Here is a 19889-nt window from a genome sequence, read left to right as displayed (position 1 = left end):
CCTTCCGAGGACGGGCGCCCGAGAGGCGCGGCGGCCGCACCCGTGCGTTGATGGGAGGCGCGCGCCCGGCTCCGGTCGGGCACGGCACCACCAGGCCGCCGGCGGCCCGGCCCCGGCCGGGCGCCGCACCGGCCGCCACCCGCGGTCCGGAAAGGGCACCCCCTCCATGGCCAAGCAGAACGTGGCGGAGCAGTTCGTCGACATCCTCGTACGGGCCGGCGTACGGCGCCTGTACGGCGTGGTCGGCGACAGCCTGAACCCCGTCGTCGACGCCATCCGCCGCACCGGCGGCATCGAGTGGATCCAGGTCCGGCACGAGGAGACCGCCGCCTTCGCGGCCGGCGCCGAAGCCCAGGTCACCGGCCGGCTCGCGGCCTGCGCCGGGTCCTGCGGCCCCGGCAACCTGCACCTCGTCAACGGCCTGTACGACGCCCACCGCTCCATGGCCCCGGTCCTCGCCCTCGCCTCCCACATCCCCTCCGGCGAGATCGGCCTGGGCTACTTCCAGGAGACCCACCCCGACCAGCTCTTCCGCGAGTGCAGCCACTACTGCGAGCTGATCTCCAACCCGAGCCAGATGCCCCGCCTGCTGCAGACCGCCATCCAGCACGCGGTCGGCCGCAGCGGCGTCAGCGTGGTCGCGCTCCCCGGCGACATCGCGTCCCGGCCGGCCCCGGACAAGGCGGTGGAGCACGCGATCGTCACGAGCCGCCCCACCGTGCGCCCCGGCGACGGCGAGCTCGACCGGCTCGTCCGGATGGTCGACGAGGCCGACCGGGTGACCCTCTTCTGCGGCAGCGGCACCGCCGGCGCGCACGCCGAGGTGATGCAGTTCGCCGAGCGCGTCAAGGCGCCGGTCGGGCACGCCCTGCGCGGCAAGGAGTGGATCCAGTACGACAACCCGTACGACGTGGGCATGAGCGGACTGCTCGGCTACCGCGCCGCGTACGAGGCCACGCACGAGTGCGACCTGCTGATCCTGCTCGGCACCGACTTCCCGTACAACGCCTTCCTCCCCGACGACGTGCGGATCGTGCAGGTGGACGTGCGGCCCGAGCACCTCGGACGGCGTTCCAAGCTCGACCTCGCGGTGTGGGGCGACGTCCGCGAGACGCTGCGCGCCGTCACGCCGCGGGTGCGCGCCAAGACCGACCGGCGCTTCCTCGACAGCATGCTGAAGAAGCACGCCGACGCGCTGGAAGGCGTCGTGCGGGCGTACACGCGGAAGGTGGCGAAGCGCACCCCCGTCCACCCTGAGTACGTGGCGTCCGTGCTGGACGAACTCGCCGCGGACGACGCGGTGTTCACGGTGGACACGGGAATGTGCAACGTGTGGGCGGCGCGCTATCTCACCCCGAACGGGCGCCGTCGTATCATCGGTTCCTTCAGCCACGGCTCGATGGCGAACGCCCTGCCGCAGGCCATCGGCGCGCAGTTCAGCGACCGCGGCCGGCAGGTGGTCTCGATGTCCGGCGACGGCGGGTTCTCCATGCTGATGGGAGATTTCCTCACCCTCGTGCAGTACGACCTGCCCGTCAAAGTGGTGCTGTTCAACAACTCCTCCTTGGGCATGGTCGAGTTGGAAATGCTCGTAGCCGGACTGCCGCCGTACGGAACGGCGAACCGCAATCCCGACTTCGCGGCCGTCGCCCGGGCGGCGGGTGCGTACGGGGTCCGGGTGGAGAAGCCGAAACACCTGGCGGGCGCGTTGAAAGACGCGTTCGCACACGAGGGACCTGCACTGGTGGACGTCGTGACCGATCCGAATGCGCTGTCCATTCCACCGAAGATCAGGGCCGAAATGGTCACGGGATTCGCCCTTTCCGCCAGCAAGATCGTGCTCGACGGAGGCGTCGGCAGGATGCTCCAGATGGCCCGCTCGAATCTCCGGAATGTGCCCAGGCCATAAGCCGTTCCGGCGCGCTTCGGAGCGCAGGAGTGCCGCCGCCCGCGCGGGGCATGCATCCCCCGTAGGCCTGTTCGAGGTTCCGGGAAGGGGATGGGGGAGTCGCCGTGCGGGTGGGGGCGAAAGCCGGTCAGCAGATGCGAAGGGGCCGGCCCGGCGCGCGGGAGCCGGCCGAGGAGGTGGAGACGGAGCGGCGGATGAGCCGTCGGCTCCGCCGGGCGGACCTGCGGTGCGTGGGTGATGTCCGGCGGGCCCTGCGGGAGTTGCTGCGGGAGTGGGGGAGACCGGAGGCCGCCGACGTGGCGGAGCTGCTGACCACGGAGCTCGTCACCAACGCGCTGGTGCACACCGACCAGGGGGCCGAGGTCACCGCCCGGCTCGCCGGCTCCCGGCTCCGGGTCGAGGTCCTCGACCACACCGCGAAGCGCCCCGAGCCGCTCGTACCGACCGCCGACGACGGTACGCACGGCAGGGGGCTGCTCCTGGTGCAGGCGCTGGCCGATGCCTGGGGGGTGACGGCGCGGGGGACCGGGAAGGTCGTCTGGTTCGAACTGGGCGGGACGGAAGGGGACGGGGTCCAGCGGGACCGGGCCGCGAGGGGCAGAGCCGAGAGGGACGACGCCGCGAGTGGCAGGGCCGAGAGGGGCGGGGCGGAACCGCCGGGGACAGGACGGGACGGGGCGCCGGAGGTGGGCCCTCCGGCGCCCCGTCGCGGGTGACGCGCGCGTCCGTCAGCCGAACTGCTGCTCCAGGTCCTTGAGTTTGCGTTCCAGTGAGTCGAGGCGCGGGATGGTCTGGGTGTCGTCCTCCGCCGTGAGGTCGACGGTCCGGTTCCCGAAGCCGTCAGTGGAGCTGGAACCCCCGACGGCCTGGAGGGAGGGGCGCTGGCGCAGTGGCAGTTGTCCCGGTTCCACTATGGCGGGCTCCGCGCCGACCGGCGCGGAGCCCGATCCCGCGGTCAGGCCGGGTACTTCGACCTGGCGGCCGCGCGGCCGCCCGAAGGCCCGGTTCTGGCGCCCCAGCGCCTTGAGGTGGGCGCGCTCCAGGCGCTGTTGCTCCCGCCTGCGGAGCCGGGTCTGCTCCTTCTCCCGCTTGTCCTCGCGCACCTCCTCGACGGCCTCGTCGAGGGTCCGTACGCCCTCCAGCAGCATGAGCGACCAGGCGCCGAAGGTCTCGCGCGGCGCGCGCAGCCAACGGACGATCCGGATCTGCGGCAACGGGCGCGGGACCAGACCCTGTTCGCGCAGGGCGGCGCGGCGGGTCTGCTTGAGCGCGCGGTCGAAGAGGACGGCCGCGGACAGCGACATGCCGGCGAAGAACTGCGGGGCACCGGCGTGGCCCATCCCGCGCGGCGCGTGCACCCAGTTGAACCAGGCGGCCGCGCCGGCGAACATCCACACCAGGAGGCGGGAGCCGAGCGCCGCGTCGCCGTGGCTGGCCTCGCGGACCGCGAGCACCGAGCTGAACATGGCGGCGCCGTCGAGGCCGAACGGGACCAGGTACTCCCAGCCGCCGGAGAGGTTGAGGTTCTGGCGGCCGAAGCCGACCAGGCCGTGGAAGGAGAGCGCCGCGGCCACCGCGGCACAGCAGAACAGCAGGGCGTAGGACGCGATCCCGTAGATCGCCTCCTTGCGGCGCCGACGCTCCTCGCTGCGCTCCCAGCTGTCGTCGGCCGCGGCCTTCTCCGCCTCGCGCTTGCCGCGGGCCAGCACCGCCACTGCCGCAAGCACGCCGAGGATCAGCAGGCTGCCGGGAAGCAGCCAGTCCAGCGATATGTCGGTCAGTCTCATCCGGTGTCCCTTGCATCGCGTGAGCGGCGTTCCGGGCGCCATAGTGGCGGATGGGGATCGGGCCGCACGCGGGTTTCGGGACAAGAGAACGCCAATGAGGTGCGCGGACCTCCGGATAGGGTGATCTGTCTCGAACTCCCGTATGAGTCATGGAATTTATGTTCGAGGAGCGGCACTCCATCGGGTGGTGTGGCGCTCCGGGGCGCGGCTCCGCCCGTGCCGCGGGGGCTGGGCCGGGTGGGGGACGCCGACGGGCGCCGTCACGCGGCCGTCGGGGCCGTCAGCCGGGCGATCCGCTCCGGGTCGCCCGTACGCGGGCACGTGACGCAGGTGTCCTGCGGCCGCACCGTGTAGAAGAGGCAGCAGCCGGCCCGGTCGCGGGTCGCGAGCTCCTCGCCGCCGGGGCCGCGCAGGGTGCGGAAGCCGGCCGAGCCCGTGTAGGGGGCGGTCGCCCCGGGCAGCAGCAGGTCCAGCTCCTCCCGGGCCCGGACCTCCTCGCCGAGGACTCCGGCGACGTACCACAGCCCCTCGACCACCTCGTCCGTGACCATGCCCCACAGTGCCCGGCGGCCGCGCCGCATCCGGGGGCCGAAGCCGGCCAGGACGGGTTCGAGGTGGCGGGACACCGCTGCCCGCACCTCCGCCCGCAGGGCCTCCTCGTCCGGGACGACCCGGGCCCCGGGGAGGCCGGCCGCCGGGTCGTCCGGCAGGCAGGCGAACCCGCCCACCCGGACCGACATCAGCCCGCGCGTGCGGTGGAAGGCCACCGCCGTGGCGGGCAGCTCGGGGACCCGGCGGGCGAGGAACCAGGGCGCGGTGAACAGCAGGCAGGCCGGCCAGGCGTACCGGTGCAGACCGAAGCCGGCCACCACGTCGGGGCGGCCGGGGCCCCCGTAGTCCCGCAGGACCTGGGCGGCGTCCCACGCCAGGAACGCGTCGAGGGCCGCACCGCCGGCCGCCAGCTCGGCCGCACCGACCCAGCCGGCACCGCGCGGGGCCGGGTCGGTCGCGGACCGCTCGGTGATCCGTAGTCCCGGGTGGGCCGCGGCCAGGCGCGCGTACGCGTCCGCCACCGGAGAGCCGGCGGCGGGTGCGGGTGCGGGTGCGGTCGCGGTGGCGACGGGCGGCAGGGCGGCCGGGTCGGGCATGGCGGAACCACCGAATCACGATCGTTAGCAGGTAAGCCTTACCTTACCCGCCGCGGGTTGGTCCGTACCGCACGGCACCTCCGACCGGGTGGTCCGCGTCACCTATCCTCAGAGCGGGGGGAAGTCCCGGCCATGATCCGGCGCACATCCCCCGGACCCCGGGAGGAGAAGCGACCAGACGTCAGGAGGACCGCGTGCCGATGCCCGATACGGCCTCCACCGACCCGGCCCCGCCGGACCCGGTGCGGTCCTCGACCGCGCCGGACGCGCCGCTGCCCCCGGAGTCGACGCGCCCGCCCGCGCCGGACGCCGCCCCCTCGCCCGGCCCGACGCGTCCGTCCGCGCCCCCGCAGATCCCCGGTGCCGGACTTCCCGACGACCCGGCCGCGGCCCTGCCCGCGGTCCCGACGCAGAAGGTGGCGCGGCACTCCGTCCGCGGCCAGGTCCTCGACGCCCTGCGCGCGGCCCTGGTGGGCGGCGAGCTCGTGCCCGGCGAGATCTACTCGGGGCCCGCGCTGGGGGAGCGTTTCGGGGTCTCGGCGACGCCGGTGCGCGAGGCGATGCAGCAACTGGCCGTCGAGGGGGCGGTGGAGTGCCTGCCGAACCGCGGCTTCCGGGTCGTGGAGCGGACCGTGCGCGAGCTGGCCGAGCTGGCGGAGGTACGGGCCCTGCTGGAGGTGCCGGTGATGCTGCGGCTCGCCCGTACGGTGCCGGCGTCGACCTGGCCCACCCTGCGGCCGCTGGCCGCCGCGACCACCGCCGCGGCGGCCGCCGGTGACGTCGCGGGGTACGCGGAGTCCGACCGGGCGTTCCACCGGGCGGTGCTGTCGCTGGCCGGCAACGAGCAGCTCGTCGTCGTGGCGGACGACCTGCACCGGCGGTCGCAGTGGCCGCTCCCGGGAGTGCCGGTGGTCCGCCGCGCCGACCTCGTCGCCGACGCGGCGGAGCACTCCGCCCTCCTTGACGCGCTGATCGCCCAGGACCTCCCGGTCGTCGAGTCCCTGGTCCGCGAGCACTTCACGGGCTCTCACCCGTAGCGCCCCCGCCCGCCGGCCCGAGGCCCCCCGGGGCCCGGGCCTCCCGCCCCGGGGTCAGACCGCCGGGGACGGGGTCAGCTGGTCGGCCAGCCAGGTGGGGATGCCGCCCAGGAGGCGGAACAGGCGGGCGGCCTCCTGACGGAGCCGCGTGGCCTCGGGCTCGGGCTCGGCCTCCGCGAGGGCCGCCAGCGCCGGGGCCGTACCGATCAGGAAGCCCAGCTCCTCACGCAGGCGCAGGGACTCCGAGAAGCCGCGCCGGGCCTCCGCCAGCTCGCCCTCCCGCAGCGCCAGCGCCGCCAGGTGCCGGTAGGTGAAGGACAGCAGCAGCAGGTCGCCCTGGGAGGCCGCGCCAGCGTGCGCCCGCCGGTACGCCGGCTTGGCCGACTGCGGGGCGTCCGCGAGGTGCTCGGCCACCAGCCCGCGGCGGAAGTCCAGCAGTGGCCGGAAACGGGAGGAGGGGGAGAGCAGGGCCGCCGCCCGGCCGAGGGCGGAGCGGGCCTCGTCGGCCCGGTCGCGCACCCCCAGCACCGTCGCCGCGTACGCCAGCTGGCCCCGCTCGCAGGCGGCGGCCCCCCGGTCCTCGTCCTCCCGCGCCACCGACTCCGCGGCGCGCAGCGCGTCCTCCGCCTCGGCCCACCCCTGACCGGTGAACAGGCACCGCTCCACCAGGAGCGCCGTGCGCTGGACCGCGGGGCCCGGCCGGGCGGCATGGGCTTCGAGCAGCGCCGCCGCATCCGTCCAACAGCCGCGTGACCGCAGCCGCCATATCGCCCGCTGGAGGGGATCCTCGTCCCCGGCCGTTCCGGTACCCGACATGGCGGTCTCCGCCACATTCCCTCCCCAAAGCGCGCGTCTTCGAGCCCTGTGGGCGAATCCCAGCACACACCGGTGGGCGCGGCCAAGGGGTCAGGTGAACGGTTTCACAATCCATCCGTCGTGTTTTCAGCCAGCCTGCGGCGGGCAGGGAAGCGCCTCCCGGCCCGCCGGACCGACATCGCGTCAGCTCATCCGCAGGGCGAGGAAGAAGTCGAGCTTGTCCTCCAGCCGGGACAGGTCACGGCCCGTCAACTGCTCGATCCGTCCGACGCGGTAGCGCAGCGTGTTGACGTGCAGGTGCAGTCGCGTCGCACAGCGCGTCCACGAGCCGTCGCAGTCGAGGAACGCCTCCAGCGTCGGGATGAGCTCGGCGCGGTGGCGCCGGTCGTAGTCGCGCAGCGGGTCGAGCAGGCGGGCCGTGAAGGCGCGCCGGACGTCGTCCGGGACGAAGGGCAGCAGCAGCACGTGCGAGGCGAGCTCGTGGTGGCCGGCCGCGCACACCCGCCCCGGGCGGGCCGCGGCGACCCGGCGGGCGTGCCGGGCCTCCTCCAGCGCGCCGCGCAGGCCCTCGGCCGAGTGCACGGCGGCGCTCACGCCCAGGGTGAGCCGGCCGTCGTCGGCCAGGCCGGCGGCCAGCGGCTCGCGCACGGCGGTCAGCAGGACGTCGGCGTGCAGCGCGGTGTCCGGTTCGCCCTCGCCGGCCAGCGCGGGCAGCGGGACGAGTGCGATCGCCTCGTCACCCGAATGGGCGACCGCGATCCGGTCGGACGGCTCGGGCCCGGACAGTCGGGGGTCGACCAGGATCTCCTCCAGCAGCGACTGGGCCACCGGGCCGCCGGCGACGTCACCGCCCTCCCAGTCCACCCGGGCCACCACGACCTGCCAGTGCGGGGCCGCGCCCAGGCCGGGCAGCAGCACCGGGGCGGCGACCCGCAGGCGGGCGGCGATCTCGGCGGGCGCGGCGCCCGTCTGGACCAGCTCCAGCACCTCCTGCGCCAGCCGGCGGCGCACCGTACGGGCCGCGTCGCGCCGGTCGCGCTCGACGGCGATCAGCTGGGTGACGCCCTGGAGCAGGTCGAGCCGCTCGGCCGGCCAGTCGCCCGCGTCGGCCTCCACGGCCAGCAGCCAGTCGGACAGGACGCTCTCGCGCACGTCGCGCCCGGCCAGGCCCGGGGTGCGGCCGTTCCCCCTGATCGGGAAGAGGGAGTAGGTAATACCCTGGATGGAGATCCGGTGCGGGCCCCGGCGACCGGTCCGGACCGCCGCCAGGTGCTCGCTCGCGAGCGCCGCGCAGACGCCGGGCGAGAGGGGCTCTCCCGCCCCGGCGATCTGGCGCCCCGTGGGGGAGAGCACCCATGCCCGCAGATCGAGGTCGGTGGTGAGCAGGTCCAGCACCACATCCGGTCCGCCACCGGCGGGGCCCGAGGTCATCAGGCGCCGGTGCCGGTCGACGACGGCCGCGAGGTCCCCCGCCCGCTCACCGGACACCTGTCGCACGACGTACTCGGTGATCGTGGCGAATGCAACGTCCTCGTTCACGGCGAACAGCGGCAGCCGGTGCCGGATGCAGGCCGAAACGAGATCTTCGGGGATGCCGCCGATCTCCGCCTCGCCCGCCGCGAGGCCCGCGACGCCCGCACCCACAAGGATTCGTACGAAAGGCTCGGAGTCGGCCGGATCTTGTCGCCAGGCAAGGCCCGTCAGCACCAATTCTCCGCCGGAGAGGTACCGGCTCGGGTCCTTCAGGTCCGTGGTCATGACGCCTCGAACTGTCCGGTCGAGTTCCTCGTCGCCGCCGAGCAGCCGCAGGCCCAGCGCTTCGGTTTCCAGCAGTGCGCGCAGCCGCATGGGGTCGTTTCCGATCTGTCTCGATGTTGCCGTTGAAAATCAGCGAGGTGTGCGGTTCTCGCCTTTCATACGAATCTACAAGACGAGGGAGGTCGTCAGCCAACTGCTTCATGGTTTCGGTGACTGCACCCGAGGGACGCGTGGCTTGTGTACTGACTCCACACCGCGTTAACAGCACGTGAACGACCAGTCGAGGGACTTCGGCCCTCCTGGCTTGAAGTGAACGACCCGATTAAGAAGAAGAGAGCCGCACATGGACTTCCTTCGCCCCGCCAGCTGGGAGGAGGCGCTCGCCGCTAAGGCCGAGCACCCCACCGCTGTGCCGATTGCGGGTGGTACCGATGTGATGGTCGAGATCAACTTCGACCACCGCCGTCCGGAGTACCTCCTGGACCTCAACCGCATCGAGCTGCTGCGGGACTGGGAGGTCGGCGAGGAGGTCACGCGTGTCGGCGCCTCCGTCCCGTACACCCAGATCATCGAGAACCTGCGTGGCACCCTGCCGGGCCTCGCGATCGCGTCGCACACGGTCGCGTCCCCGCAGATCCGCAACCGCGGCGGTGTCGGCGGCAACCTCGGCTGCGCCTCGCCCGCCGGCGACGCCCACCCGGCCCTGCTGTCCTCCGGCGCCGAGGTCGAGGTCGAGTCGGTACGCGGCGTCCGCATGATCCCGATCGACGAGTTCTACACCGGCGTCAAGCGCAACGCGCTCGCCGCGGACGAGCTCATCAAGTCGGTGCACGTCAAGAACGCCACGGGTCCGCAGCAGTTCTCCAAGGTCGGCACCCGCAACGCGATGGTCATCGCGGTGTGCGCGTTCAGCCTCGCCCTGCACCCGGAGACCCGTACGGTCCGCACCGGCATCGGTTCGGCCGCCCCGACCCCGATCCGCGCGAAGGCCGCCGAGGAGTTCCTCAACGCCGCGCTCGAAGAGGGCGGTTTCTGGGACAACGGCAAGGTCATCACGCCGTCCATCGCCAAGCAGTTCGGTGAGCTCGCCTCCGGCGCCTGCAACCCGATCGACGACGTCCGCGGCACGGCGAAGTACCGCCGCCACGCGGTCGGCATCATGGCTCGCCGCCAGCTGGTCTGGAACTGGGAGCAGTACCGCGGCACCAACGGCCGCACGCTGGAAGGAGCTGCGTAACCATGCGCGTCAATTTCACCGTCAACGGCCGCCCGCAGGAAGCGGATGACGTCTGGGAGGGCGAGTCCCTCCTCTACGTCCTGCGCGAGCGCCTGGGCCTGCCCGGTTCCAAGAACGCCTGCGAGCAGGGCGAGTGCGGCTCCTGCACGGTGCGCCTCGACGGCGTGCCGGTCTGTTCCTGTCTGGTCGCGGCCGGTCAGGTCGAGGGCCGCGACGTCGTGACCGTCGAGGGTCTCGCCGACTTCTCCAAGCAGCGCGAGGAGCACGGCCACGCGTGCGGCACCGGCGCGTGCGGCGGCGCCGGCGGCGTCTCCACCGACGCGGCCAAGCAGTGGACCGCCAAGGGCACCGACTCCCAGACCGGTGAGGGTGGCGAGCTCTCCCCGATCCAGCAGGCGTTCATCGACGCCGGCGCCGTCCAGTGCGGCTTCTGCACCCCGGGTCTGCTGGTCCAGGCCGACGCGCTCCTGGAGGCCAACGCCTCCCCGTCCGACCAGGACATCCGTGAGGCCCTGTCCGGCAACCTCTGCCGCTGCACGGGCTACGAGAAGATCCTCGACGCGGTCCGCCTGGCGGCCGCCCGTCAGGGAGAGGCGGTCTGATCATGGCCAACACCCGCACCGCTCCTTCCGGTACGCCGACCAACGTCTCCCAGAAGCACAACAAGGGCGGCATCGGCGAGTCCACGCTCCGCCCGGACGGCACCCTGAAGGTCACCGGCGAGTTCGCGTACTCCTCGGACATGTGGCACGAGGACATGCTGTGGGGCCAGACCCTGCGCAGCACCGTCGCCCACGCCGAGATCGCGTCCATCGACATCTCCGAGGCGCTGGCCATGCCGGGCGTCTACTCGGTCCTGACGTACGACGACCTGCCGGCCGAGATGAAGAACTACGGCCTCGAGATCCAGGACACCCCCGTCCTGGCCAACGGCCGGGTGCGCCACCACGGTGAGCCGGTCGCCCTCGTCGCCGCCGACCACCCCGAGACCGCCCGCCGCGCGGCCGCCAAGATCAAGATCGACTACCGGGAGCTGCCGCTCGTCACGGACGAGGCCTCCGCCCTCGCCGCCGACGCGCCGCTGATCCACGAGGGCCGCGACGACCACCACGCCGGTCACGTCCCGCACCCGAACATCGTGCACCGCCAGCCGATCATCCGCGGCAACGTGGAGGAGGCGCGCAAGCGCGCCGACGTGATCGTCGAGGGCGAGTACACCTTCGGCATGCAGGACCAGGCCTTCCTCGGCCCGGAGTCCGGCCTCGCCGTGCCGTCCGAGGACGGCGGTGTCGACCTCTACGTCGCCACCCAGTGGCTGCACTCGGACCTCAAGCAGATCGCCCCCGTCCTCGGCCTGCCCGAGGAGAAGGTGCGCATGACGCTCTCCGGCGTCGGCGGTGCCTTCGGCGGCCGCGAGGACATCTCGATGCAGATCCACGCCTGCCTGCTGGCCCTCGCGACCAACAAGCCGGTCAAGATCGTCTACAACCGGTTCGAGTCCTTCTTCGGCCACGTGCACCGCCACCCGGCGAAGCTGTACTACGAGCACGGCGCCACCAAGGACGGCAAGATCACGCACATGAAGTGCAAGATCGTCCTGGACGGCGGCGCCTACGCGTCGGCCTCCCCGGCGGTCGTCGGCAACGCCTCCTCGCTCTCCGTCGGCCCGTACGTCATCGACGACGTCGACATCGAGGCCATCGCCCTCTACACGAACAACCCGCCCTGCGGCGCCATGCGCGGCTTCGGCGCCGTCCAGGCCTGCTTCGCGTACGAGGCCCAGATGGACAAGCTCGCGGCGAAGCTGGGCATGGACCCGGTCGAGTTCCGCCAGCTCAACGCCATGGAGCAGGGCACGATCATGCCCACCGGCCAGGTCGTGGACTCGCCCGCGCCGGTCGCCGAGCTGCTGCGCCGGGTCAAGGCCCGCCCGCTGCCGCCGGAGCGCCAGTGGGAGACGGCCGGCGAGGGCGCGGACGTCCGCGCGCTGCCCGGCGGTCTGTCGAACACCACCCACGGCGAGGGCGTCGTCCGCGGCGTCGGCTACGCGGTCGGCATCAAGAACGTCGGCTTCTCCGAGGGCTTCGACGACTACTCCACCGCCCGCGTGGTCATGTCGGTCGTCAACGGCGAGGCCGTCGCGATGGTCCACACGGCCATGGCCGAGGTCGGCCAGGGCGGCGTCACCGTCCACGCGCAGATCGCCCGCACCGAGCTGGGCGTCACCAACGTGACGATCCACCCGGCCGACACGCAGGTCGGCTCCGCCGGTTCCACGTCCGCCTCCCGGCAGACGTACATGACCGGTGGCGCCGTGAAGAACACCTGCGAGGCCGTGCGCGAGGCGGTCCTGGAGATCGGCCGCCGCAAGAACGGCTCGTACCACCCGGCGTGGGCCACCGCCGAGCTCCTTCTGGAGGGCGGCAAGGTCGTCACCGACGGCGGCGAGGTGCTGGCGGAGATCGCCGACATCCTCGACGGCGAGGACCCCATCGACATCGAGCTGGAGTTCCGCCACAAGCCGACCGTCGCGTTCGACCTGGTCACCGGCCAGGGCGACGGCCACGTCCAGTACACGTTCGCCGCGCACCGCGCGGTGGTCGAGGTGGACACCGAGCTCGGCCTGGTCAAGGTCGTCGAGCTGGCCACCGCCCAGGACGTGGGCAAGGCGCTCAACCCGCTCTCCGTCGTCGGCCAGATCCAGGGTGGTACCACCCAAGGTCTCGGTGTCGCGGTGATGGAGGAGATCATCGTGGACCCGAAGACCGCGAAGGTGCGCAACCCCTCCTTCACGGACTACCTGATCCCGACGATCCTCGACACCCCGAGCATCCCGGTCGACTACCTGGAGCTCGCGGACCCGAACGCGCCGTACGGCCTGCGCGGCCTCGGCGAGGCCCCGACCCTGTCGTCCACCCCGGCCGTCCTCGCGGCGATCCGGGCGGCGACCGGCCTGGAGCTGAACAAGACCCCGATCCGTCCCGAGGCCCTCACCGGAACCCTCTAGGACGGCGGATGCCGGGGGCCCGAGGCCCCCGGCACCCAGGGACCCCCACGGGTCCCACCCCCGGGACCGGGACGTCCCGGAACAACCCTCCGGGGGCGCACGGCCCCCGGACCCCCCGCTCCGGGGGACGCACAGCTCCCGGAACGAAAGACTCTCCGGGCGGTGCGCATGGGAACGTCACACTTCACCGCGCACCGCCCGGAGCACCGAAGTACCGCACCGCTCGCGGAACGCTTCACCCCCGCATCAAGGGATGCCACCGCATCACCCGATGCACCGGCTTTGCCGCACACCCCAGCAGTAACACAGCTCGGGCCGTCACCCCGGGTCGTGCAGCCAAACGCAGTCCCAAATCCCGCAGCCTTCATGCACCTCATGCGGGTGCCCCTTTGAACCTTGGGAGTTAGGCACCATGACCCAGTCGTCAGTGGAGCCCAAGACCACCGCGGAAGACGCCGGCGAGGGAACTCGCCAGCCCGCCGGCACGTCTTGGCTCGACCGGTACTTTCACATCACGCACAGAGGATCCACGGTCACGCGCGAAGTGCGCGGCGGCATCACCACCTTCATGGCGATGGCGTACATCCTCTTGCTCAACCCGCTCATCCTCTCGGGCAAGGACGTCGCGGGCGACACCCTGAGCCAGAAGGCCCTCATCACGGCCACCGCCTTCGCCGCGGCCGTGACCACGCTCCTGATGGGCTTCGTCGGCAAGGTACCCCTGGTCCTCGCCGCCGGCCTCTCCGTCTCCGGTGTGATCTCCTCGCAGGTCGCCCCCGAGATGACCTGGCCGCAGGCCATGGGCATGTGCGTGATGTACGGCGTCGTGATCATGCTCCTGGTCGTCACCGGCCTCCGCGAGATGATCATGAACGCCATCCCGCTCGCCCTGAAGCACGCGATCACCATGGGCATCGGCATGTTCGTCGCCCTGATCGGCCTCTTCAAGGCCGGCTTCGTCGGCCGCGGTCCCGAGTTCGGTCCCCCCGTGACGCTCGGCCCGACGGGTGAGCTCGCCGGTTGGCCCGTCGCCATCTTCTGCCTGACCCTGCTCACCATCTTCGCCCTGCAGGCCCGCAAGGTCCCCGGCGCGATCCTGATCGGCATCGTCGGCGGCACCGCCGTCGCCGCGATCCTCAACGCCGTCATCGACATCGACGCCAAGGCCTGGAAGAACGGCCCGCCGGTGCTCTCGGGCTCCGCGGTCTCGATGCCCGACTTCTCGCTCTTCGGCAAGGTCGAGTTCGGCGGCTGGGGCGACGTCGGCGTGATGACCGTCGGCATGATCGTCTTCACCCTGGTCCTGGCCGGCTTCTTCGACGCGATGGCCACCATCATCGGCGTCGGCACCGAGGCCAAGCTCGCCGACGACAAGGGCCGCATGCCCGGTCTGTCGAAGGCCCTGTTCATCGACGGCGCCGGCGGTGCCATCGGCGGCATCGCGGGCGGCTCCGGCCAGACCGTGTTCGTCGAGTCCGCCACCGGTGTCGGCGAGGGTGCCCGTACCGGCCTCGCCTCGGTCGTCTCCGGCCTGTTCTTCGCCGCCTGCCTCTTCTTCACCCCGATCACGCAGATCGTCCCGGGTGAGGTCGCCTCCGCGGCCCTGGTCGTCATCGGCGCGATGATGATGCAGAACGCCCGCCACGTGGACTGGGCCGACAGCGCCACCAGCATCCCGGTCTTCCTGACCGTCGTGCTGATGCCGTTCACCTACTCGATCACGGCCGGTGTCGCCGCCGGCGTCATCTCCTACGTCGTGATCAAGCTCGCCCAGGGCAAGGCCCGCGAGATCGGCGGCTTCATGTGGGGCCTGACCGCGATCTTCGTGGTCTTCTACGCCCTGCACCCCATCGAGGGCTGGCTCGGCGTCCACTGAGCCCCCCGGTGACCGGCACCGGCTGACCCAGGTCGGCCGGTGCCGGACCCGCACCACCCGCGCCCCGCGCACGCGCATCCGATACTGGAACCCGAACCTCGTCAGGAGGCCGACATGCTGGACATCGCCGAAGAGCTGAACCGGTGGGTCGAGCAGGGACGCGACTTCGCCATCGCCACCGTCGTGTCGGTGGGCGGCAGCGCGCCCCGGCAGCCCGGTGCGGCGCTCGCCGTCGACGGCGAGGGCACCGCCATCGGCTCGGTCTCCGGCGGATGCGTGGAGGGTGCGGTCTACGAGCTGTGCCAGCAGGCCCTCGAGGACGGCGAGACCGTCGCCGAGCGCTTCGGCTACAGCGACGACGACGCCTTCGCCGTGGGTCTGACCTGCGGCGGCATCATCGACATCCTCGTCACCCCGGTCCGCGCGGACTCCCCGCAGCGCACGGTGTACGCCGCCGCGCTCGCGGCCGCCGCGGCCGGCGAGCCCGCTGCCGTCGCCCGGATCGCCGAGGGCCCCGCCGAGCTCATGGGCAAGGTGGTCCTGGTCCGCTCCGACGGCCGGTACGAGGGCGGCCTGGGCGGCCACCCCGAGCTGGACCGCACGGTCGCCGAGGAGGCCCGCGCGATGCTCGACGCCGGCCGCACCGGAACCCTCGAGATGGGCGCCGACGGCCGGCTCTGCGGCAGCCCGCTGAAGGTCCTCGTCGAGTCGAGCGTCCCCGCCCCCCGCATGATCGTCTTCGGTGCCATCGACTTCGCCTCCGCGCTCGTGCGCATCGGCAAGTTCCTCGGCTACCACGTCACCGTCTGCGACGCCCGGCCGGTCTTCGCCACGAAGACCCGCTTCCCGGACGCCGACGAGATCGTCGTGGACTGGCCGCACCGCTACCTCGCCGAGACGCACGTCGACGGCCGGACCGTGCTGTGCGTGCTCACGCACGACGCCAAGTTCGACGTCCCGCTCCTGGAACTCGCCCTCAAGCTCCCCGTCGCCTACGTCGGCGCGATGGGCTCCCGCCGCACCCACGAGGACCGCAACGAGCGGCTGCGCGAGGTCGGCGTCACCGAACTCGAGATCGCCCGCCTGCGCTCCCCGATCGGCCTGGACCTCGGCGCCCGCTCCCCGGAGGAGACCGCCCTGTCCATCGCCGCCGAGATCGTCGCCAACCGGCGCGGCGGCAGCGGCGCGGCCCTCACCGGCGCCCACACCCCGATCCACCACGACAGCAGCGAGCGGGTCGTGGGCCGCATCGGCTCGGTGGCTTGACTGCCGGAAGGGGCTGGGGGCGGCTCTCCGTGAGTGGAGAGGGCGCCGCCCGGATGTGACGGCGCCGGCTCAACACCTGACCCCGTTTCACCGAACGGCTCGTGACAGTGCTGGCCCGTCGTGGGGTGGGGCTCTGGCAGGGGCCGCCCTGTGGTGTGCGGGCCCCTCGCCTCTTGACCCGCTGCGGCTTGCAGGCCCTGCGGCAGGCCCACCCCCGGGGCAAGGGGCTTCGCCCTGGCCTTCGGCCACCCCAGGCCCGGGCCTGCCTCCGGACCAGCCTGCCACAGCGCCTCAAGAGGCTCCCCCGCACACCACAGGGCGGCACTCCCGGAACCGGGCGACCAGGATCCCCGTCACCGGGGCCGGCCGGCCCCGAGTCGAGGTCCACTCGCGCGAAGGAAGCGCGGAGGCATCCCCAACCCACGCCCCACGCCCACGAACCGGCTTGTCGGTGCCATGATTCAGACTGGCGTACGACGGGGCGGAATTCGGGACGCAGGGGGCGATGCCGATGATGTTCGGGTACTCGGACGACTGGTGGGTGCTCCTGCTCCTGCCCGCCGTGCTGTGGGTCCCGTTCGGGCCGTTCCTCATGCTCGCGCTGGGATCGTCGTGTGCCGGCAAGCCCGGTCGCGGCAGGCGGTGGGCTTCGGTACTGATCCCGCTGGTCCCCGTCGTGACCGCGTTGGTCCCCATGGTCTTCCCGCTGGAGAAGTGGGAGCGGCCCGTGATGATGGACGGCAGCCTGGGGCCGCCGGAGCACCTGTACGACTTCCTCGGCTTCTTCGCCGTGTACGTCGGGGGCATCACGTTCGGGCCGTGGCTGCTGGGCTACGCCGTCACCCACCTGGCGCGCTTCGTGCGGGCCCGCATACGCGCCCGCCGGGGCGGCCCGGCGGAGCCGCCGGAGGCCGCGCCGGCGGCTCCGGAGGCGTCCGCGCCGTGAGTCGCACGGCTTCCTACTGCTGGCCACAGCCGCCCTGTTGACGGACGATCAGATGGTCGAGGGCTGCAGGGCGCCGACGGCGACCGGGGTCGGGAGGGGCTCCGGGCGGTCCATGAAGGCGAGGACGGCCCGCTTCTCGGGCAGGTACACCTCCGGGAGGTCGACCTCGGGGAGGGTGATCTCGCCCTGGCGGACGAAGCCGATCCGGCCCAGCAGGGCGAGGGCCTTGTCGTTGCGGGCGTCGGGCTCGCCGACGGCGCGCAGGGCGGCCGGGTCCCGGAAGAGGAAACGGGTCAGCGATCCGATCAGCGTACGGCTGAAGCCGGGGCGGGGGCGTCCCGAGGCCGGGGCCAGCATGAGGTGCACGCCGACGTCGCCCTCGCGCACCTCGTAGCACTCGCTGACCCGGTCCTCGGACGGCCGGTACGTCTGGAACAGCGCCACCGGCTCGCCGTCCAGCCTGACCATGAACGCGTGGTGCGTGTCGCGCCGGTCCACGTCCTCGTATATCTCCTGGACCAGCTCCCGGCTCGCGCCGTTCATCCCCCAGAACTCGGCGCGCTCCTCGGCGACCCAGGAGTGCAGCACGGCGGAGTCGGCGGCCGGGTCGACGGGCGTGAAGCGGACGGTTCCGAACCCCTCGACGGTCTCGCTGTAGACGTCGGCGGGGGCCGCGGAGTCGGGTCTCATGGAGTGGCTCGTTCCGTTCGGTGGGAGGGACCGGCCGCGAGGGTCGGCGTCGGGGTCTTGCGGGCGGCGCCGGGCGGCGATGAGGCAACCCGAAGGCGCGCACACCCACACGTGGAGTTAGGTTAGGCTGGCCTAAATATAGCGGTCCATGGAGGGGTCAGGAACATGGCGGTCGGCAAGGGTTGGGAAGGCGTGGTCCTCAAGCTGCTGCGCGGCAAGGACTTCACGTTCACGGTCACCGGCGCGGAACAGGTCACCCCGCACTACCGCCGCGTCCGCTTCACGGACGGCGGCCTCCTCGCCGCGGCCGGCGACTCCCTGCACCCGACCATGTGGGTCCGCCTCTGGTTCGCCGACAACGGCAAGCCCCACCAGCGCGCCTACACGCTCGTCGACCCGGACCCGGCAGCCGGCACCTTCGCCCTGGAATTCGCCCTGCACGACGGCGTGGCCAGCGACTGGGCGCGCAACGCGGCGGCGGGCGACACCATCGAGGCCACGGTCCAGGGCACCGGCTTCACCGCCCCCGCGCCCGCTCCCGAACGGCTGCTCGTGATCGGCGACCCGGCCTCGCTGCCCGCCATCAACTCCCTGCTGGACGCCTACCCGAAGACCCCTGCGACCATCTGGTTCGAGACCCGGCACGAGGCCGACGCCGAGCTCCCGGTCCGCATCGATCCGGACCGGCACGACATCCGCCACGTCCCGCGCAGCGGCGCCGGCACCGGTCTGGTCGAGCGGATCCACGCCGAACTGCCCGCCCTGACCGCCGACCCCGAGTCGGCGTACGTCTGGCTGGCCTGCGACACGGCGACGACCCGCACCCTCACCGGCTACCTCCGCAAGGACCTGGGCCTCCCCAAGCAGCGCGTGAACAGCCTGGGTTACTGGCGCCCCACCACCGAAACCTGACCGGCACCCACCGAAGCCCCGGGCCCACCCCTTCCGAAGCACTGCCGCCCCGTGGTGTGTGGGGGAGGCGCTTGAGGCGGTAGGGCAGGCTGGTCCGGAGGCAGGCCCGGGCCTGGGGTGGCCGCAGGCCAGGGGCGGAGCCCCCGAAGCCCCAGGGGTGGGCCTGCCGCAGGGCCTGCAGGCCCTACCGGGTCAAGCACCGAGGGGACCCACACACCACGGGACCCACCCCCGAAGCCACCCCACCCGACACGGCGCCCGCCAGAAGCGATGGACTCACCCGCCAGAAGCGAGGGACGGAGGGACGCACCCGCCCCAGAACCGAGGGACGCGGGCGCCCGGGGTTTCCGAACCGTCCCCCGGGGCGGCCTTCCGGCCCCCGACGCACAGGGGTGCAATCCTGGACGAATGATCTCTGATGGTGCGAACGAGGGCCCCGTCGTGGTGGCCGTGGACGGATCCGACCACAGCCTCAAGGCCCTGCACTGGGCACTCCCCGCGGCGCGCGCGGCCGGCACGGAGCTCGTGGTCGCGCACGTGTTGCCCGACCACACCCAACTCTGGCAGGCGCGCCGCGAGGCCGTGGTGGGAACGCCGGCCGAGGCGGCGGCCGACCCGGTCGAGGCGTACGTCCGGGAGCACGTGGATGCGGACGACGAGCTGCCGCCGCTGCGCTTCGAGTCCCTGACCGGCGAGGTGGCGGGCGCGCTCAGCGCGCGGGCGGCGGGGGCGGTGATGCTCGTCCTGGGCTCGCGCGGGCGGGGCGGCTTCGCGAGCCTGCTGCTCGGTTCCACCAGCCGGGCCTGCGCGACGACCGCGCCGTGCCCCGTGGTCGTCGTACCGCACGGGGCACGGGAGGCCGGCCCGTCGGAGGCCGCCGAGGAGGCGCCCGGTGAGGAGGGTGCCGCCCAGGAAGGCACCGCGACGCGGGACTGGAACGCGGGGGGCCGGGTGGTGCTCGGGGTGAACCCGTCCGACACGTCGGACGAGGTGGTCGACTTCGCCTTCCGGCGGGCTGCCGAACGCGGCCTGGGGGTGCTGGCCGTGACCGCCTTCCTGGACCCGGTCGCGCCGCTGCCGCTGGTCGCCACGCCGATGCCGGTCGCCTCGCTCTCGGAGGCGGACGTCGCCCCGTTGCTGCGCGAGATCGAGCGGGCCCAGCAGGAGCGGCTGGCGGCGGCCAGGGCCGCGTACCCGGACGTGCCGGTGGAGAACCTGATCGGTCCCGGTGACGCGGCGGGTCAGCTGGTCGCGCTGTCGAAGACCGCCGCACTGCTCGTGGTGGGACGGCACCGGGTGCGGACGCAGTCGCTGATCATGGGCTCCGTCGCGAACGCGGCGCTGCAGCACGCGCAGTGCCCGGTGGCGGTCGTGCCGGGCGCCAGGTCGCAGAAGGCGTGAAGCGCCCTTGGCCGGGCGTCGGCTCGACGGCCTGCCGAACGACCGGGCCACCCGGACGAGAACCGGACCGGCCGGGGCGAGCACCCCGGCCGTAGGCCG

16 protein-coding genes are annotated in these 19889 nt (G+C 72.8%); 11 read left to right on the top strand and 5 right to left on the bottom strand.

Going from position 1 to position 19889, the window contains the following annotated elements; translation table 11 throughout:
- Positions 1 to 166 precede the first annotated feature (166 nt).
- Both ACIQCH_RS17470 and ACIQCH_RS17465 read left to right on the top strand, forming a co-directional pair.
- Positions 167 to 1909, top strand: coding sequence for a pyruvate dehydrogenase (locus ACIQCH_RS17470; protein WP_402581681.1), 1743 nt, complete (start codon positions 167 to 169; stop codon positions 1907 to 1909).
- A gap of 194 nt (positions 1910 to 2103) precedes the next feature.
- Positions 2104 to 2625: an ATP-binding protein gene (locus ACIQCH_RS17465; RefSeq protein ID WP_402581679.1), complete on the top strand. Its 522-nt coding sequence runs from the start codon at positions 2104 to 2106 to the stop codon at positions 2623 to 2625.
- 12 nt (positions 2626 to 2637) lie between these two features.
- Here ACIQCH_RS17465 and ACIQCH_RS17460 read toward each other — a convergent pair whose 3' ends face one another.
- On the bottom strand, positions 2638 to 3696 hold the full coding sequence (locus tag ACIQCH_RS17460) for a DUF2637 domain-containing protein (RefSeq protein WP_402581678.1): 1059 nt from the start codon (positions 3694 to 3696) through the stop codon (positions 2638 to 2640).
- A gap of 260 nt (positions 3697 to 3956) precedes the next feature.
- Positions 3957 to 4844: a (2Fe-2S)-binding protein gene (locus tag ACIQCH_RS17455; RefSeq protein WP_402581676.1), complete on the bottom strand. Its 888-nt coding sequence runs from the start codon at positions 4842 to 4844 to the stop codon at positions 3957 to 3959.
- A gap of 194 nt (positions 4845 to 5038) precedes the next feature.
- Between ACIQCH_RS17455 and ACIQCH_RS17450 the strand changes: the two genes are divergently transcribed.
- Entirely contained in the window at positions 5039 to 5881 is an 843-nt protein-coding gene (locus tag ACIQCH_RS17450; RefSeq protein WP_402581674.1) for a GntR family transcriptional regulator, read from the top strand.
- A gap of 54 nt (positions 5882 to 5935) precedes the next feature.
- On the opposite strand, the gene ACIQCH_RS17445 is transcribed toward ACIQCH_RS17450, so the two are convergent.
- Complete coding sequence (locus ACIQCH_RS17445) at positions 5936 to 6697, bottom strand: hypothetical protein (RefSeq protein WP_402581672.1); 762 nt, start codon at positions 6695 to 6697, stop codon at positions 5936 to 5938.
- Positions 6698 to 6880: 183 nt separating this feature from the next.
- Positions 6881 to 8545 carry a PucR family transcriptional regulator gene (locus tag ACIQCH_RS17440; RefSeq protein ID WP_402581671.1) on the bottom strand — a complete coding sequence of 555 codons (1665 nt, stop codon included), beginning with the start codon at positions 8543 to 8545 and terminating at the stop codon, positions 6881 to 6883.
- Between the two features lie 253 nt (positions 8546 to 8798).
- On the opposite strand from ACIQCH_RS17440, the gene ACIQCH_RS17435 reads away from it, so the two are divergent.
- From ACIQCH_RS17435 to ACIQCH_RS17410, 6 genes are all read left to right on the top strand, one after another.
- A complete protein-coding gene (locus tag ACIQCH_RS17435) occupies positions 8799 to 9692 on the top strand; it encodes an FAD binding domain-containing protein (RefSeq protein WP_402581669.1) in 894 nt (297 codons plus the stop codon).
- A 2-nt stretch (positions 9693 to 9694) separates the two neighbouring features.
- Positions 9695 to 10294 (top strand): (2Fe-2S)-binding protein, encoded by a 600-nt coding sequence (locus ACIQCH_RS17430; protein ID WP_402581668.1) that lies wholly within the window; start codon positions 9695 to 9697, stop codon positions 10292 to 10294.
- A gap of 2 nt (positions 10295 to 10296) precedes the next feature.
- Complete coding sequence (locus ACIQCH_RS17425; RefSeq protein ID WP_402581666.1) at positions 10297 to 12699, top strand: xanthine dehydrogenase family protein molybdopterin-binding subunit; 2403 nt, start codon at positions 10297 to 10299, stop codon at positions 12697 to 12699.
- A 412-nt stretch (positions 12700 to 13111) separates the two neighbouring features.
- Positions 13112 to 14575, top strand: coding sequence for an NCS2 family permease (locus ACIQCH_RS17420; protein ID WP_402581664.1), 1464 nt, complete (start codon positions 13112 to 13114; stop codon positions 14573 to 14575).
- Between the two features lie 114 nt (positions 14576 to 14689).
- Positions 14690 to 15841, top strand: coding sequence for an XdhC family protein (locus ACIQCH_RS17415; protein ID WP_402581662.1), 1152 nt, complete (start codon positions 14690 to 14692; stop codon positions 15839 to 15841).
- A 505-nt stretch (positions 15842 to 16346) separates the two neighbouring features.
- Positions 16347 to 16787 carry a hypothetical protein gene (locus ACIQCH_RS17410; RefSeq protein ID WP_402581660.1) on the top strand — a complete coding sequence of 147 codons (441 nt, stop codon included), beginning with the start codon at positions 16347 to 16349 and terminating at the stop codon, positions 16785 to 16787.
- Positions 16788 to 16835: 48 nt separating this feature from the next.
- Here ACIQCH_RS17410 and ACIQCH_RS17405 read toward each other — a convergent pair whose 3' ends face one another.
- A complete protein-coding gene (locus ACIQCH_RS17405; RefSeq protein ID WP_402581658.1) occupies positions 16836 to 17477 on the bottom strand; it encodes a GNAT family N-acetyltransferase in 642 nt (213 codons plus the stop codon).
- Positions 17478 to 17642: 165 nt separating this feature from the next.
- Between ACIQCH_RS17405 and ACIQCH_RS17400 the strand changes: the two genes are divergently transcribed.
- Together ACIQCH_RS17400 and ACIQCH_RS17395 are read left to right on the top strand one after the other, a co-directional pair.
- Complete coding sequence (locus tag ACIQCH_RS17400; protein ID WP_402581656.1) at positions 17643 to 18389, top strand: siderophore-interacting protein; 747 nt, start codon at positions 17643 to 17645, stop codon at positions 18387 to 18389.
- 408 nt (positions 18390 to 18797) lie between these two features.
- Complete coding sequence (locus tag ACIQCH_RS17395; RefSeq protein WP_402581654.1) at positions 18798 to 19790, top strand: universal stress protein; 993 nt, start codon at positions 18798 to 18800, stop codon at positions 19788 to 19790.
- Positions 19791 to 19889 lie beyond the last annotated feature (99 nt).

This window comes from Streptomyces sp. NPDC093225, assembly GCF_044753805.1.
Lineage (GTDB): Bacteria > Actinomycetota > Actinomycetes > Streptomycetales > Streptomycetaceae > Streptomyces.
Note: the sequence above shows the minus strand (reverse complement) of the source record. Positions and strands in the feature narration are given on the sequence as shown.

Bases quoted from the DNA above. Each gene is read 5' to 3' on its own strand.
- ACIQCH_RS17405 (WP_402581658.1), bottom strand. From the start codon at position 17,477: ATGAGACCCGACTCCGCGGCCCCCGCCGACGTCTACAGCGAGACCGTC.
- ACIQCH_RS17415 (WP_402581662.1), top strand. From the start codon at position 14,690: ATGCTGGACATCGCCGAAGAGCTGAACCGGTGGGTCGAGCAGGGACGC.
- ACIQCH_RS17470 (WP_402581681.1), top strand. From the start codon at position 167: ATGGCCAAGCAGAACGTGGCGGAGCAGTTCGTCGACATCCTCGTACGG.
- ACIQCH_RS17460 (WP_402581678.1), bottom strand. From the start codon at position 3,696: ATGAGACTGACCGACATATCGCTGGACTGGCTGCTTCCCGGCAGCCTG.
- ACIQCH_RS17400 (WP_402581656.1), top strand. From the start codon at position 17,643: ATGGCGGTCGGCAAGGGTTGGGAAGGCGTGGTCCTCAAGCTGCTGCGC.
- ACIQCH_RS17440 (WP_402581671.1), bottom strand. From the start codon at position 8,545: ATGCGGCTGCGCGCACTGCTGGAAACCGAAGCGCTGGGCCTGCGGCTG.
- ACIQCH_RS17430 (WP_402581668.1), top strand. From the start codon at position 9,695: ATGCGCGTCAATTTCACCGTCAACGGCCGCCCGCAGGAAGCGGATGAC.
- ACIQCH_RS17435 (WP_402581669.1), top strand. From the start codon at position 8,799: ATGGACTTCCTTCGCCCCGCCAGCTGGGAGGAGGCGCTCGCCGCTAAG.
- ACIQCH_RS17425 (WP_402581666.1), top strand. From the start codon at position 10,297: ATGGCCAACACCCGCACCGCTCCTTCCGGTACGCCGACCAACGTCTCC.
- ACIQCH_RS17455 (WP_402581676.1), bottom strand. From the start codon at position 4,844: ATGCCCGACCCGGCCGCCCTGCCGCCCGTCGCCACCGCGACCGCACCC.
- ACIQCH_RS17445 (WP_402581672.1), bottom strand. From the start codon at position 6,697: ATGTCGGGTACCGGAACGGCCGGGGACGAGGATCCCCTCCAGCGGGCG.
- ACIQCH_RS17395 (WP_402581654.1), top strand. From the start codon at position 18,798: ATGATCTCTGATGGTGCGAACGAGGGCCCCGTCGTGGTGGCCGTGGAC.
- ACIQCH_RS17465 (WP_402581679.1), top strand. From the start codon at position 2,104: ATGAGCCGTCGGCTCCGCCGGGCGGACCTGCGGTGCGTGGGTGATGTC.
- ACIQCH_RS17420 (WP_402581664.1), top strand. From the start codon at position 13,112: ATGACCCAGTCGTCAGTGGAGCCCAAGACCACCGCGGAAGACGCCGGC.
- ACIQCH_RS17410 (WP_402581660.1), top strand. From the start codon at position 16,347: ATGCCGATGATGTTCGGGTACTCGGACGACTGGTGGGTGCTCCTGCTC.